Below are 13376 nucleotides of genomic sequence, written 5' to 3' on the forward strand. Positions count from 1 at the left end.
GGCGGCGCGGCATCCGGCGGGCCGCGGCGGTTGACCTCAACTAAAGTTGAGCTTCTAGCCTCCTCGGTAGTGCCCGGCCGACCGGCCGGCTCCCTACCGAAACGAGGTACCCCATGACGACGCCCGCCCCGAGCAGGGCCGGCTGGCGGGAGTGGCTCGGCCTGGCCGTCCTGGTGCTGCCGCTGTTCATACTGGCCGTGGACATGACCGTGCTGCTGCTCGCCATGCCGTCCATCAGCGCGGACCTGCGCCCGGGCGCCGCCGAGATGCTGTGGATCATGCACGTGTACGGCTTCCTGATCGCCGGCTTCCTGATCACGATGGGGCGGCTCGGCGACCGGGTGGGACGGCGGCGGCTGCTCCTGGTCGGCTCGGCCGCCTTCGCCGGCGTCTCCGTCTTCGCCGCCTTCTCCACCAGCGCCGAAGCGCTGATCGCCAGCCGGGCGCTGCTCGGGGTGGCCGGGGCGAGCCTGATGCCGTCCGTCTACGCGCTGCTGCGGCCGATGTTCCGCGACCGCCGCCAGTTCACCCTGGCCATCGCCATCCTGGTCAGCACCTTCACCGTCGGCACCGCGCTCGGTCCGCTGGTCGGCGGCATCGTGCTGGAGTACTTCTGGTGGGGCGCGGTCTTCCTGATCAACGTGCCGCCAGTCCTGGTGCTGCTGGCGGTCGGCCCCTTCGTGCTGCCCGAGCACCGCTCCCCCGGTGTCGGACCGCTCGACCTGCCCAGCGTGCTGCTGTCGCTGGCCGGCATGCTCGGCATCATCTACGGCATCCAGGAGACCGCCGAGCACGGGTTCGGCGCGGTGCCGACGGCGGTGGCCGCCCTGGGCGCGCTCGCGGCGACCGTCTTCGTCCGCCGCCAGCTGCGGCTGGCCGACCCGCTGCTCGACCTGCGCCTGTTCGCCAACCGCGCCTTCAGCGTCTCCCTGGTGGGCGTGGTGACCGTCGGCATCGGGGGGATGGGCGCCGAACTCTTCCTCGCCCAGTACCTCCAGTCGGTGCTCGGCCTGCGGCCGCTGGAGGCCGGGCTGCTGATGGTGCTGCCCGCCGCCGTCGGCCTGGTCGGCACCATGAGCGCGCCCGCGCTCGCCCGCCGGATGCGCCCCGCGTACGCCATGGGCGGCGGGCTGCTGCTCAGCGCCGCCGGGTACCTGCTGATCGGGGTGGCCGGCGACGGTCTCGGCCTGGCGGTGGCACTGTCGGGCCTGCTGCTGGCCATGTTCGGGCAGGGACCGACCTGGACGCTGGGCAGCGACCTCATCCTCGCCACCTCGCCGCCGGAGCGGGTCGGCTCCGCCTCGGCGATGCAGGAGGTGAGCGGTGAACTCGGGGGCGCCCTCGGCATGGCCCTGGTGGGCAGCGCCGGCATGGTGGTCTACCGGTCCGCGCTGGCCGGCAGCATGCCCGGCGACGTCCCGCCCGAGGCGGCCGCGGCGGCGCTCGACAGCGTCGGCGCGGCCGGCACCGCAGCCGCCGACCTGCCCGCCGGCACGGCCGAGGGCCTGCTCGCCGCGGCTCACGAGTCCTTCACCGCCGCGGCGCAGACCGGCTTCGCGCTCGCCGCGGTGCTGTCCGCGCTGGGCGCGGTCATGTTCGGCGTCCTGCTCCGCGACGTCCGCTCCGGCGCCGAGCACGTCCCCGACACCGACGGCACCGAGCCCGCCGCGGCGGCTCCGGTGCCCGAGCCGTAGATCCGGGCGGACGGCCGGGCGGCGCCGTGCGGCCGCCCGGCTCCGCCGTGCCCTTCGGGGCGGGCCGGCCTCGCGTCATTTCGAGGTCTCGGCGCCTTGGGGCGGGGAGCCCGCCGCCCATCGGGTCCATCGCCGGACCCGATGGGCGGCGCGTCCGTGAGCCGGTCGCCCGGAGCCAGATGACGTACACCGGCGGCGCCGGGCGCCCGTCCGGGCGGGACTCCTACATCCCGGCCATGTCCGCGACGCTCCCGTCCCCGATGGGCGTCAGGGCAGCGCTGGTCGACGGCGTCCGCTTCGCCGTCCCGACGATCGCCGGCGTGAGCCGCACCAACACGATCCATGACGTGCGCGCCCAGACGCTGGGACCTGTCCGAGCCGCCCACGATGGGCGCCCTGGCCCGGACTGCCCCGATCCGCTGAGCGCCCGCGCGGCCCCGGAACCCGGTGGCGCTCCGGCGGAGGCCGCGCCACCATGGGCGACCGTGGAGCGAACCGGGCCGCTGGCGCTGGCCCCCTGGTACACGCCGACCGCCGAGCTGCTGGCCGGCGCGGCGCGTCGGCGCGGCATGGAGGTGGTCGGGCTGCCCGGGGACGGGCGGCCGCCCGCCGGGCTGCGCGGCCGGGCGGTCCACTACTACGGCGGGCCCGGGTACGCCCGCCGGGTGGCGGCGGAGCTGGACCTGGCGCTGCTCGAAGCGGACCAGGACTGGCTCACCGGCCTGCCCGAGACCGTCACCCGCCGGCGCGTGACGGCCGCGACCCTCGCCGAGGCGCGCCGGCTGACCCGGCCCGCCTTCGTGAAGCCGCCGCGCGACAAGGGCTTCCCGGCCGCCGTCTACCCCGGCGGCGGTGCGCTGGCCGAGATCGGGCTGCCGGCCGGCACACCGGTGCAGATCGCCGAGGTGGTGGCCTTCACCCGCGAGTTCCGGCTGTTCCTGCTGGACGGCGAGGTGCGCGCCGGCAGCCAGTACGCCACCCACGGCGTGCTGGACGCGCGGCCGCTCGCGGGGCACCCCGACCGCGCCGCCGTGCTCGGCTTCACCGCCGACCTGCTCGCCGCGCACGGCGGCACGCTGCCCAGCGCCGTCGTGGTGGACGTGGGGCCGGTGGCCGACCCGGTCACCGGCTCGGTGCGCGGCTGGGGGGTGGTCGAGGCCAATATGGCCTGGTTCAGCAGCGCCTACGCGGCCGAGCCCGACGGCGTCCTCGACACGGTGCTGCGCGCCGCCGGACCGCGCGCCGCGGTCGCCGCCCGCGACCGGCCGTTCGTCCGGAGCCGGCCATAGCGCCGCGAAAACCCCGGGAATCCCCATGGCGACCTGGCGCTTTGTCGACAAGTCCACGCCCGGCCGGTGTCACTGCCGCCCGTTAGCGTGTCCGGGTGGACGCCATGGAGCGGGTGCGCGCCATGCGCATCGGACGCGGCGAGCGCGCGCCGCGAAAGCCGCTGCTGCTGCTGTTCGCGCTCGGGCGCTTCCAGCGTGACGGAGGCGCGCCGATCCCCTTCGCGACCGCCGAGGACCCCGTCGACGCGCTGCTGCACCGCTTCGCGTCCGCGCAGCGCTACGGCGGCGCCCACCACCCCTTCCACCACCTCGCCAACGACGACCGCCTCTGGACGGTCGAGACCCCGCAGGGCCCGGGCAGCCCGGGCCCGTCGGCCCGCACGCTGCGCAGCAGCCGCGCCACCGGCCGCCTGCACCCCGAACTGCTGCGCGAACTGGCGGCCGATCCCGGGCTGCCGGCCCGGCTGGTGCGCTTCCTGCTGGCCGAGCACTTCCCCGCACAGCAGCACGCCGACATCTGCCGGGAGGTCGGACTGGACCCGGCGCAGGCGGCCTAGGCCGGCCGGGAAGCTCCCGCGACGGCCTGCCGACCAGGCGGCGTCCGGGCCGAGCGAGCACCGGGCGGCCGCGTAGGCCGCCCGGCGCCCACCCGTCACGCCGCCGTGTCCCGGCGGCGGTTCCGCCGCACCAGCCAGGTGCCCAGCAGTACGGCGCCGAGGACCATCACGGTGTTGTGCGCGTACTGGGCGGCCTGCGGGACCTCGCCGATCGGGTCCGCCAAGTAGCCGATGAGCGCACGCGCGGCCAGCGCTCCGGCGGCCAGGGCGGCGGTATGCGCACCCGACCAGCGGGGCGAGCGGGCGAGGCGGGAGACCGCCCAGGCGGTGGCGGCCAGGACCGCGGCGCCGAAGGCCACCCCCGCCCAGGTCTCGGGAGCCAGGTTGAAGGCGAAGCCGGCGACGAGGCCGAGCAGACTGAGGACCAGCGGCGCCGGTACGCGGCCGTCCGGACGGGGGCGGGGCGCCCGCCGTCCGAGTGTGAACGCGTATCCGGCGAGCACCGCCACCGCGGCCAGCGAGCCGGCCAGCTGGGCGGCCGAGGCCCCGGTGCCCGGTACGACCTCCGACAGGATCAGCGCGGCCGCCGCCAGGTAGAGCAGCACCGCCAGCACCAGGCCGGGCAGGCGCAGCCAGGGCCGGCGCCCCAGTCGGGGGCCCGCCGCCTCGACCAGCGCGATGGGGATCCCGAAGCTCCACACGGTGTGGCCGACCACGAAGTTCAACGCGTTGTAGCCGGCGAAGCCCAGCGGCTCGATCAGCGTCGGCAGCAGCTGCTCGTTCCAGGAGCCGATCCGCGGGTCCGCCATGCTGAACAGCGACTGGTCGATGACGCCCGCCTGGAGCAGCCCGAAGGCGGCCGCCAAGGCCAGGATTCCCGGCCAGCGCAGCCCGAAGCGCCGCGCCAGCTCGTGGATGAGCAGCGCCGGGGCACCGTAGAGCGGCGCCAGGATCAGCAGGCCGGTGGCCAGGGCGACCGGGTTCCCGGTGCTGCTGTCGTAGCCGACGGCGTACTCGGCGCCGATCGGCGCCAGCACCAGCAGCATCAGCGCGAGCGCCCACCGCGCCCGCCGGGGCGCTTCCGCGCCCGCCTCCCGCGTGCGTACGGCGTCCGCCCCGCCGCCCGTCCCACCCGCCCTGTCGACCACCGAGAACGCCTCCCACCACCGCGAAACCCCTGTACGGACGGTTCGACGGTAGGGAGGCCGGGGCGCCGGCCGAATCGGCCGACGGCATCGGGACCGGCGACGTCGGTACGACGATCCGGCGGACGGCAGTCGACTAAAGTACCGGGACCGGCCGAACGGCCGCGCGCCTCAGGTCCGCGCCGCCGCCAGGATCTTCTCTGTGGTGCCCGCGAAGCGCGAGGTCGCGCGGACGCGGTAGGTCCGCTCCACGAACCGCGCCGGGTTCCCGGCCCGGCCCTTCGGCGAGCGCGGCACCACGAACACCTCGCCCGCCGTCGCGGCGATGTCGCCCGCGTAGTCGGCCCGGACCATCCGAACGGCCGCGAGCCGGCCCCGCGCGCACCGGCCGAGGAACACCGGCCCCATCCAGCCGGCGCCGAGCCGGCCGATCAGCCGGTAGCCGCCGATCCGCCGAGGGGCCCGCGCCGCCAGTCGCTCCATCTCCCCCGGACCTGTCGTGGCGAACCGCCCAGCGGAGTCAACTCAAGCAGAAGCGGCGCACCCTCGCCGCGAACGCGGCGGCGCGGCCGGCCTACAGCCGTCGCTGGACCACGATGGTGCCGCCCGCGCGGTCGTGCAGGGTGCGGATCTGCGAGCTGCTCGCGCCCAGCAGGAAGTCGATCAGCGCGCCGATCAGCGTGAGGCCGAGCAGGATCTGCACGGCCGCACGCGCCGCGGCGCGGCCCTTGGACGGCGGGAAGCCGGTGGCGGTGGAGACCGTGATGGTGTTGGTCAGCAGCTTGCCCGCGGTGCGGCCGGTGAAGGAGGTCAGCAGCCAGAAGTACGCGAAGCCGCAGAACAGCGCGAGCGCGATGGTGGTGAAGGTGCCGATCATGAACGCGGGCGGCACGCCGTCGCTGGTGCCCTCGCGGAAACCGGCATCGGTTGCCACGCTGATCAGGGTGCTGACGAGCATGCCGATGAAGTACACCACCCAGACGATCGCCCAGAAGGCCATCACGTCGACGATCAGGCCGAACAGCCGCACACCCCACGGGGCCGGCGGTGCCGCGCGGTAGTCCTGCGGCCCGCGCGGCCGGGCGGGCGGGGGCGCCGGGGGACCCGGGGGCGGGAAGGCCGCGCGGCCGGGCGGCGGCCCCGGCGGGTGACCGGACGCGGATCCCGGGGCGGGCGCGCCCGGGGGCGGCGGGCCGTACCGCCCGGGGGCGACATCGGGGTGGCGGTAGTCGGGGTTCCCAGGGGGCTGCACGGCGGTCCTCATCGGTCGGGTGGCGGATAACGGATAGTTTGTACGCGCATCCTAAGGTTCCGCGGCCGAATCGCGGCGCCGTCCAGAGGCGACGGCCGGGGCGGCGGCCCTGGCCGCCCGAGGGACGCTCGGGGCCCTATCCGTACAATTGCCATCATCCCGGACGGGTGACACGGCGATGCGCCGGACCGTCCGGCCCCTGACGGCCCCGCGCGGACACGAGGAAGGCGGCCTGTGAGCCCTGTCATCGCCGTGGTCGCCGACGACCTCACCGGAGCCGGCGACGCCGCCCTCCAATTCCTGCACGCCGGCTGGTCCACCGAACTGCTGCTCGCCCCGGGGGCGAGCGGCGCCGAGGTGGTCGCGGTGAGCACCGACTCCCGCGCGCTGGGCGCCGACACGGCCGCGCACGCGGCCGGTGCCTCCGCCCGGACGCTGCGGGAGGCGGGCGCCCGCCACCTGTACAAGAAGGTCGACTCCACCCTGCGCGGACCCGTGCGGGCCGAGATCGACGCGGTCCGCCGCGCCTGGTCCCCCGCCGCCACCGCCGTGGTCTGCCCAGCCTTCCCCGCGGCGGGCCGCACGGTCCGCGACGGCGTCCTGCTGGTCGACGGGGTCCCGGTGGCCGAGACGGGCTTCGGCGCCGACCCGGTCACGCCGGTAGCGGAGAGCCACGTCCCCACCCTGCTGGGGGCGGCGCACCTGCGGCTGGAGTCCGACGACCCGGTGGCGAACGCCGCCGCGCTCGCCGCGGCGGGCGGCGTGGTGGCGGTCGATGCCGAGGACGACGCCGACCTGCGGCGGATCGCCGCGGCCGTCGCGCGGCTGGGCGACGGCGCGATCCCGGTCGGCTCGGCGGGCCTGGCGGTGCCGGTGGCCCGCGCCTGGGCGGAGCTCGCGGTGCCCGCGCCCGTGCTGCTCGTCGTCACCTCCCTGCACGCGGCCAGCCGCGCCCAGGTGGCCGTGCTCGCCGAGCGCCACCCCGGCTGCGTGGCGCGGCCGCCCGCCGCCGCCCTGGCCGACGACGCCGCCTGGGCCGACTGGTGCGAACAGCTGCGGCGCCGGCAGGCGGACGCGGAGGACCTGCTGGTGCTGACGGCGCCCGAGGAGCGCGCCGCAGGGGTCGGCTCCGCCCTGGTGAACCGACGCTTCGGAGCGCTCGCGGCCGGACTCGCCGCCGCGCACCCGGTTGCCGGGATCGTGGCGACCGGCGGCGACGGCGCCCGCGCCGTCGTGGACGCCCTCGGCGCACGCGGGATCGCGCTGGTGGGGGAGGTCGCGGCCGGAATCCCCGTCGGCACCCTGGTCGGCGGCGCCCTGCCCGGCCGCCGCGTCGTCACCAAGGCCGGCGGCTTCGGCGCGCCGGACGCCCTGCTCCGGGCGGCCGAGGCGGTCCGCGGCGGACCTGCCGGCTGAGGTGTTCGCGGCCTGAGCCGGGCGTGTGCGCGGGCGGTGCCGGCAACGCGCCATGCGCGGCACCCGGATGGCGAACGCGCCGTCCACAGCCGGTGTTCGTGGTGTCCGCCATCCACAGAATCCTGTTCGGTCCGGACGGTCGGGTGCTCATCCTGGGAGGATGGTGATCAAGGGGGCTCCCCCCACGACGGCGCGGGCGTGGGTTCTGGCTGGTCAGGGTGGTGTCCGTCGCCTTGTCTGCGTGTGGACCGGGACCGGGACCGGGACCGGTCGCGGGTGCGGCCGCAGTGTGCCGCGGCCGGGGTGCGCCGCAGGCCGGGCGCGCCGCGGGTTGCGCCGCGGCCGGGCCGACCGAGCGCCGGCCCGGGGTCAGCCGGTGGCGGGCCAGCCCAGGGGGTTGGTGCAGGACTCCCGGGAGATGCCCGAGCCGGTGTCGGGGAAGCGACCGAAGCGGCTGTTGTGCAGGTGGGCGAAGAAGTAGCACATCCGCTCGCACTCGGCGTCCAGCACGGCCATGCGCGGGTCGCGGGCGACCGCGGTGTAGAACTCCCGGCCGAGCGCGACGATGAAGCCGCGGGCGTAGAGGAAGCCGTCGTCGGAGCCGTCGGTCACCGCCTGGATGTCGGCGCGATCGATGTCGTGCAGCAGGCGCTCGACCGCCCGGTCCAGGGCGGTCAGCTCCTCGGCCGGCAGCTCCCGGCTCGCGGCGGCGAGTTCGTCCAGGAAGCGGCCCAGGGCGCTCTCGACCAGGGGCAGCGACGGCCCGCTGTACGGGTCCTCGCCCGGCGCCCGGTGCGCGAGCGCCCGCCGCGCGGCGTTCACCTCCGCGCCCAGCGGCGCCCATGCCGCCTCCACCAGCGCCCACAGCCGCTCCGCGTCGTCCACGCGATGGTCCTCCCGCTCGTCCGCCGTCGCCGATCAGCAAAGCAGCCGGCACCGACGTTCCGGGCGCCCGGTGCTCAGTCGATGACCGCCGTCGCCTCGACCTCGACCAGCAGGTCGGGTTCGGCCAGGGCGGGGACGCCGATGCCGGTGAGCGGCGGGAAGACGGTGAAGCCCAGCTTGGCGGCGGTGCGGCCGGCGCCCTCGGCGAGCAGGGGCATCTTGTCGGGGGTCCAGTCGACGAGGTAGACGGTCAGCTTCGCGACGTCGGCGAAGGTGGCGCCGACCTCGGCCAGGGCGGTGCCGAGGTTGAGGAAGCACTGCTCGACCTGGGCGGCGAGGTCGCCTTCGCCGACGTGGTTGCCGTCGGCGTCGCGGGCGACCTGGCCGGCGATGAACACCAGCCGCGAGCCGGTGGCGACCGACACCTGCCGGTAGATGTCGGTCTGGGGCAGTCCCGCCGGGTTCACCAGGGTGATGGCCATGCTGACTCCTTGTGCGTGCGGTCCCATGCGTCTCGGGCTAGCCAAACCATAGCATTGCAATGCTATATAGTTCGCCCATGGCGAGGACGAAGGATCCGGCGGTCCGCACCCTGCTCATCGAGCGGGCCGCGCAGATGCTCCGCACCCGCGAGCCCATCACCCTGCGCTCGCTGGTGGCCGGCACCTCGGTCTCGACGATGGCCGTCTACACCTACTTCGGCGGCATGGACGGCGTGTGGCGGGCGCTGCGCCAGGAGGGCTTCACCCGCCTGGCGGCCGGCTTCACCGCCCTGGCGCCCTCGTCCGACCCGGTGCGCGACCTGGCCGCCCTCATCGCCGCCTACCTCGGCAACGCCCTGGACCACCCCGACCTGTACCGGGTGATGTTCGACGCGAACTTCGAACTGGAGGACCTGCGGGCGGCGGACGACACCCTGGAGCACCTGGTCCAGGCGGCCCGCCGGGCCCGGGACGGCGGCCGCTTCCGGGCCGGCACCGGCCCGCTGGAGCTGGCGATCCAGAGCTGGGCCATCGCGCACGGCCTGGGCTCCCTGGTCGCCAACGGGCCGCTGCCGCGCGAGACGCTCGACCACTGCGTCCCCATGCTGACCGCGCTGTACGTCAGCGCGGGCGACGAGCCGGAGCGGTGCCGCCGCTCGGTCGAGCGGGGCTGGCGGCGGCCGGATCCGCCGGACGGCCGAGCGCGCCGCTAGCGCGCCGTGCCGCCGGGGCCGACCACCACCACGTCCACGTCGGCGGCGCGGAAGGGCGCGAGCGCGGCCGGCTCGGCCTGGTCGTCGGTGACCAGCGTCCAGCGCGCGGGCAGGCGGGCCCAGGCGTGGAAGGGCCTGCGGCCGAGCTTGGCGGCGTGCACCAGCACGTAGACGCGCTCGGAGCGGCGCGCCATCAGCTCCTTGAGCCGGGTCTGCTGGAGGCTCGCCTCGCAGATGCCGTCGTCGGCGGTCACGCCGTCGGCGCCGAGGAAGGCGCGGTCGAAGGTCATCCGGCTGAGCGCCGCCTCGGCGAGCGGGCCGACGAAGCCCGCGCTGAGGTGGCGCAGGGTGCCGCCCAGGCACTCGACGTGGACGTGCTCGGCGCCGGCCAGCTCCTCCAGCGCGGTCAGCCCGGTGGTGGCGACGGTCAGCTCGCGTGCGCCGCGCAGCTCGTGGGCGAGCGCGCCGGTGGTGGACCCGGCGTCCAGCAGCACGGTCTCGCCGGTGCGGATCTGGGCCGCGGCCCAGGCGGCGATGGCGCGCTTGGCCTCGAAGGCCTCGCCGAGCCGCTGCCGCAGCGACGCCTCGGGGTGCGCGTTCAGCGCGATCGCCCCGCCGTAGGTGCGCGCCAGCTCCCCGGCGGACTCCATCTGGGCGAGGTCGCGCCGGATGGTGGAGGGGGTCACCTTGAAGGTGGCCGACAGCTCCCTGACGCTGGTGAGCCCGGAGGTGGCCGCCAGCCGGGCGATCGCCTCGCGCCGGGCCTTGGTTCCGCGGGGCATCGGCGTCCTCTCACTTCATCAGCGGGGAGGGCGACAGCTCCGCCGCCTGGCGCAGCGCCTCGACCATGCTACCGACGTCGGCGCGCCCGGTCCCGGCGATGTCGAAGGCCGTGCCGTGGTCGACGGAGGTGCGGATCACCGGCAGGCCGACGGTGATGTTCACCCCGGCGTCGATGCCGAGGACCTTGACGGGGCCGTGGCCCTGGTCGTGGTACATCGCCACGATCAGCTCGTAGTCGCCCCGCCCGGCCAGGAAGAAGGCGGTGTCGGCGGGCAGCGGCCCGCGGGCGTCGATGCCGTCGGCGCGCAGCGCGGCGATGGCCGGGACGATCTTGGTCTCCTCCTCGCCGTAGCCGAAGAGGCCGTTCTCCCCGGCGTGCGGGTTGATGCCGCACACGCCGATGCGCGGCTCGGCCACGCCGGAGCGGCGGATCGCGTCGTGGCCGCGGCGCACCGTCCGCTCGACCAGCCCGGGCTCGATCCGGGCGATCGCGTCGATCAGCCCGATGTGCGTGGTCACGTGGATGACCTTCACGGTCGGCGTCGACAGCATCATCGACACCTCCTCGATCCCGGTCAGGTGCGCCAGCAGTTCGGTGTGCCCGGGGAAGGGGTGCCCGCCGGCGCGCAGCGCCTCCTTGTTCAGCGGCGCCGTGCAGATGCCCTGCACCTCGCCGGCCATCGCCAGCTCGCTGGCCACCCGGACGTAGTGGTAGGCGGCGTCGCCGGCCACCGCGGAGACCTCCCCCCAGGGAAGGTCCGCGGGGAGCAGCCCCAGGTCGATGACGTTGATGCGGCCGGGCGCGAAGACGGCGCCGGCCACCGAGTCGATGGCCGCGATCTCCGGCTCCGCGCCCAGGATCCGCGCGGCCTGCCGCAGCCGGGCGGCGTCGCCGACGACCACGGGGCGGCAGCGCGCGTGGACGGAGCCGTCCAGCAGCGCCCCCACGGTGACCTCGGGCCCGACGCCGGCGCCGTCGCCCATCGTCACCGCGATGACCGGGAGGTCGTTGCTCATGTTCAGCCTTCCGTTCGGCCCGTGTCGGGCGTGGCCGCGGCCGCGCCGGGGGGCCGGGCCCCGGATGGGGGCGGCCTGCCGCCGGATCGCGGCGCGCCGTCGTCCGGCCGCGCCCGGTGGGGCGCGGCCACTTTTGCGCACAACGCGCAGTAAAGCAAAGAAGTGACCTCGCGTCGAGGTGTGCCCGGCCGCTCACCGCCCGCGTGCGTGCGGATCCGCGCCCCATCGACCGAGCTGGTGATCGTTTGTAAAATCTGGATATCTATGCTGCTCAGTCAGGATGGAACTCCAGTGGTGCCGGCGGCGCCGCGCCCGGGGACCCCGCCGGGCGGGTGCCGGGCGGACTGGTGCGCGGCGGCGCCGCGATGAGCGCGGCGCAGCGTGTGACCAGCACGGACTGCGCCTATCACGCAAATCTGGCCGAGGTGTATTGCGCACAACACGCAATTATGTCATGGTGACGCAGGTAACAAGCCCGTGGCGCCGAGGTTAACCGGACCACCGCCCGCTCCCGGGCGGACGAGCGCGAGGGACCCCGAGGGACGCGGAGGAAGGCCGATCCATGACCCATCCGAGAGCACCGCGGCTGTCCCGGCGCGGACTGCTGCGGCTGGGCGCCGCCGCGGCGGGCGCGGCGGTGCTGCCGTCGCTGGGCGCCTGCGCCGGCCCCACCGGCGGCCCGAGCCCCGGCACCCTGGTCCTGGCGCTGAACCGCTCGCTGGTGTCGCTGGACAACAAGCTGAACCAGTTCGACGCCGCCGTCACTGTGCAGCGGGCCGTCCGCCAGGCCCTCACCCGCATCGGCCCCGAGCTGACCCCCGAACCCGTGCTGGCCGACCGCTTCGAGCTGACCGCGCCCACCGAGTGGACGGTCCGGCTGCGCGAGGGCGTCCGCTACTCCGACGGCTCCCCGGTCACCCCCGGCGACGTCGCGACCGCGCTGGAGATGTACCGGCAGGTGAGCGGCTCCTTCCTGGCCACCTTCTTCCCCGAGTGGCCGCGGGTCGAGCCCGTGGACGACCGCACCTTCCTGATGGTCACCGAGCGCCCGCTGCCGGTGCTCGACTACCTGATGGCCAACATCCTCATCACCCCCGCCGCCGCCAACGCCCCCGAGGAGCTGCAGAGCGGCATCGGCTCCGGCCCCTACACCGTCACCGCGGCCAACCGGGGCACCGGTACCTACACCCTGCGGCGCAATGACGCCTACTGGGGCCCGGCCCCGGCCGTGCGCACCGTCGACGTCCGCTTCCTGCCCGAGGAGTCCAGCCGGGTGGTCTCGCTGCGCAGCGGCGAGGTCGACGTGATCGACACGATCTCGCCCGACTCCGCCGAGCAACTGGCCGGGCTGCCCGAGGTCGAGATGGAGAGCGTGCCGGGCACCCGGATCAACCAGCTCTTCTACAACTTCCGAAAGCCCCCCGACCACCCGCTGTCCGACGTGCGGGTGCGCGAGGCGCTCAGCTACGCCGTCGACGGCCGCCGGCTGGTCGAGGACGTGCTGGTCGGCTCGGTCACCCCGGCCGACGGCGTCGTCGCCTCATCGCTGTCGGGCGCGGTGTCCACCGGCGAGTACGTCCACGATCCGCGCCGGGCCCGCGAGATGCTGGCGGCCGCCGGGATCGGCGCGGGTGACCTGAACCTGACCCTGATCTGGGAGACCGGCGAGTTCGCCTCCGACACCACGGTCATGGAGGCGGTGCTGCAGATGCTGCGCGAGGTCGGCGTCGGGGTGACCCTCCGCCAGTTCGAACCGGGCGGCGACATCCCGCTGTGGCGGCAGGGCCGCGGCGGCGACTGGGACGTGATCGGCAACGGCTTCGCCACCCCCACCGGCGTCGCGATCACCAGCCTCCAGGGCATGTACGGCGGCACCGCCGAGCGGGAGGAGACCCGCGACACCTACCACGGCTACGTCGTCCCCGAGGTCACCGACCTGCTCGACCGCGCCTACGCCGAGGTCGACGCCGAGGCCAGGCAGGCGCTGGTCGCCGAGGCGCAGCACGCCGTCTGGCGCACCTGGCCCTGCATGTGGGCCTTCGTCCCCAACTCCGTGCTGGCGCGGCGCCGCCGGGTGCGGGGCCTGGCGCTGGAGACCACCAACTGCTACGACCTCGCCGCGGTCCGGCTGGACGGCTGAGCC

12 protein-coding genes and 1 pseudogene are annotated in these 13376 nt (G+C 75.5%); 6 read left to right on the forward strand and 7 right to left on the reverse strand.

Features of this window, described 5'->3' with window-relative positions:
- The first annotated feature begins 113 nt into the window (after positions 1 to 113).
- The 3 genes and pseudogenes from CLV72_RS11440 to CLV72_RS11450 all read left to right on the forward strand — a co-directional run.
- Positions 114 to 1694, forward strand: coding sequence for an MFS transporter (locus tag CLV72_RS11440; RefSeq protein WP_211302818.1), 1581 nt, complete (start codon positions 114 to 116; stop codon positions 1692 to 1694).
- 179 nt (positions 1695 to 1873) lie between these two features.
- A complete protein-coding gene (locus CLV72_RS32795; protein WP_211302819.1) occupies positions 1874 to 2983 on the forward strand; it encodes an ATP-grasp domain-containing protein in 1110 nt (369 codons plus the stop codon).
- Between the two features lie 95 nt (positions 2984 to 3078).
- A pseudogene (locus CLV72_RS11450) lies at positions 3079 to 3528 on the forward strand (phosphorothioated DNA-binding restriction endonuclease family protein); the annotation flags it as partial.
- Positions 3529 to 3635: 107 nt separating this feature from the next.
- Here the strand turns inward: CLV72_RS11450 and CLV72_RS11455 are convergent.
- The 3 genes from CLV72_RS11455 to CLV72_RS11465 all read right to left on the reverse strand — a co-directional run bounded on the left by CLV72_RS11455 (position 3636) and on the right by CLV72_RS11465 (position 5937).
- Entirely contained in the window at positions 3636 to 4688 is a 1053-nt protein-coding gene (locus CLV72_RS11455) for a hypothetical protein (RefSeq protein ID WP_146159424.1), read from the reverse strand.
- 168 nt (positions 4689 to 4856) lie between these two features.
- Positions 4857 to 5168, reverse strand: coding sequence for a hypothetical protein (locus CLV72_RS11460; RefSeq protein ID WP_106244470.1), 312 nt, complete (start codon positions 5166 to 5168; stop codon positions 4857 to 4859).
- Between the two features lie 91 nt (positions 5169 to 5259).
- On the reverse strand, positions 5260 to 5937 hold the full coding sequence (locus tag CLV72_RS11465; RefSeq protein WP_170140955.1) for an RDD family protein: 678 nt from the start codon (positions 5935 to 5937) through the stop codon (positions 5260 to 5262).
- A 234-nt stretch (positions 5938 to 6171) separates the two neighbouring features.
- Here CLV72_RS11465 and CLV72_RS11470 point away from each other — a divergent pair, with 234 nt between their 5' ends.
- Positions 6172 to 7353: a four-carbon acid sugar kinase family protein gene (locus tag CLV72_RS11470; protein WP_106244476.1), complete on the forward strand. Its 1182-nt coding sequence runs from the start codon at positions 6172 to 6174 to the stop codon at positions 7351 to 7353.
- 369 nt (positions 7354 to 7722) lie between these two features.
- Here the strand turns inward: CLV72_RS11470 and CLV72_RS11475 are convergent, their stop codons facing one another.
- Together CLV72_RS11475 and CLV72_RS11480 are read right to left on the reverse strand one after the other, a co-directional pair.
- Positions 7723 to 8238 carry a DUF4240 domain-containing protein gene (locus tag CLV72_RS11475; protein ID WP_106244479.1) on the reverse strand — a complete coding sequence of 172 codons (516 nt, stop codon included), beginning with the start codon at positions 8236 to 8238 and terminating at the stop codon, positions 7723 to 7725.
- Positions 8239 to 8312: 74 nt separating this feature from the next.
- Positions 8313 to 8720 (reverse strand): RidA family protein, encoded by a 408-nt coding sequence (locus tag CLV72_RS11480; protein WP_106244481.1) that lies wholly within the window; start codon positions 8718 to 8720, stop codon positions 8313 to 8315.
- Between the two features lie 77 nt (positions 8721 to 8797).
- On the opposite strand from CLV72_RS11480, the gene CLV72_RS11485 reads away from it, so the two are divergent.
- Positions 8798 to 9433: a TetR/AcrR family transcriptional regulator gene (locus CLV72_RS11485; RefSeq protein ID WP_106244484.1), complete on the forward strand. Its 636-nt coding sequence runs from the start codon at positions 8798 to 8800 to the stop codon at positions 9431 to 9433.
- On the opposite strand, the gene CLV72_RS11490 is transcribed toward CLV72_RS11485, so the two are convergent.
- Positions 9430 to 10215, reverse strand: coding sequence for a DeoR/GlpR family DNA-binding transcription regulator (locus tag CLV72_RS11490; RefSeq protein WP_106244486.1), 786 nt, complete (start codon positions 10213 to 10215; stop codon positions 9430 to 9432). The genes CLV72_RS11485 and CLV72_RS11490 overlap by 4 nt on opposite strands.
- 10 nt (positions 10216 to 10225) lie before the next feature.
- Entirely contained in the window at positions 10226 to 11233 is a 1008-nt protein-coding gene (gene pdxA / locus CLV72_RS11495; RefSeq protein WP_106244488.1) for a 4-hydroxythreonine-4-phosphate dehydrogenase PdxA, read from the reverse strand.
- Between the two features lie 562 nt (positions 11234 to 11795).
- Here pdxA and CLV72_RS11500 point away from each other — a divergent pair.
- A complete protein-coding gene (locus tag CLV72_RS11500; RefSeq protein ID WP_106244491.1) occupies positions 11796 to 13373 on the forward strand; it encodes an ABC transporter substrate-binding protein in 1578 nt (525 codons plus the stop codon).
- Positions 13374 to 13376: the final 3 nt, after the last annotated feature.

Origin of the sequence: Allonocardiopsis opalescens (assembly GCF_003002095.1) — a bacterium.
GTDB classification, from domain to species: Bacteria; Actinomycetota; Actinomycetes; order Streptosporangiales; family Streptosporangiaceae; genus Allonocardiopsis; species Allonocardiopsis opalescens.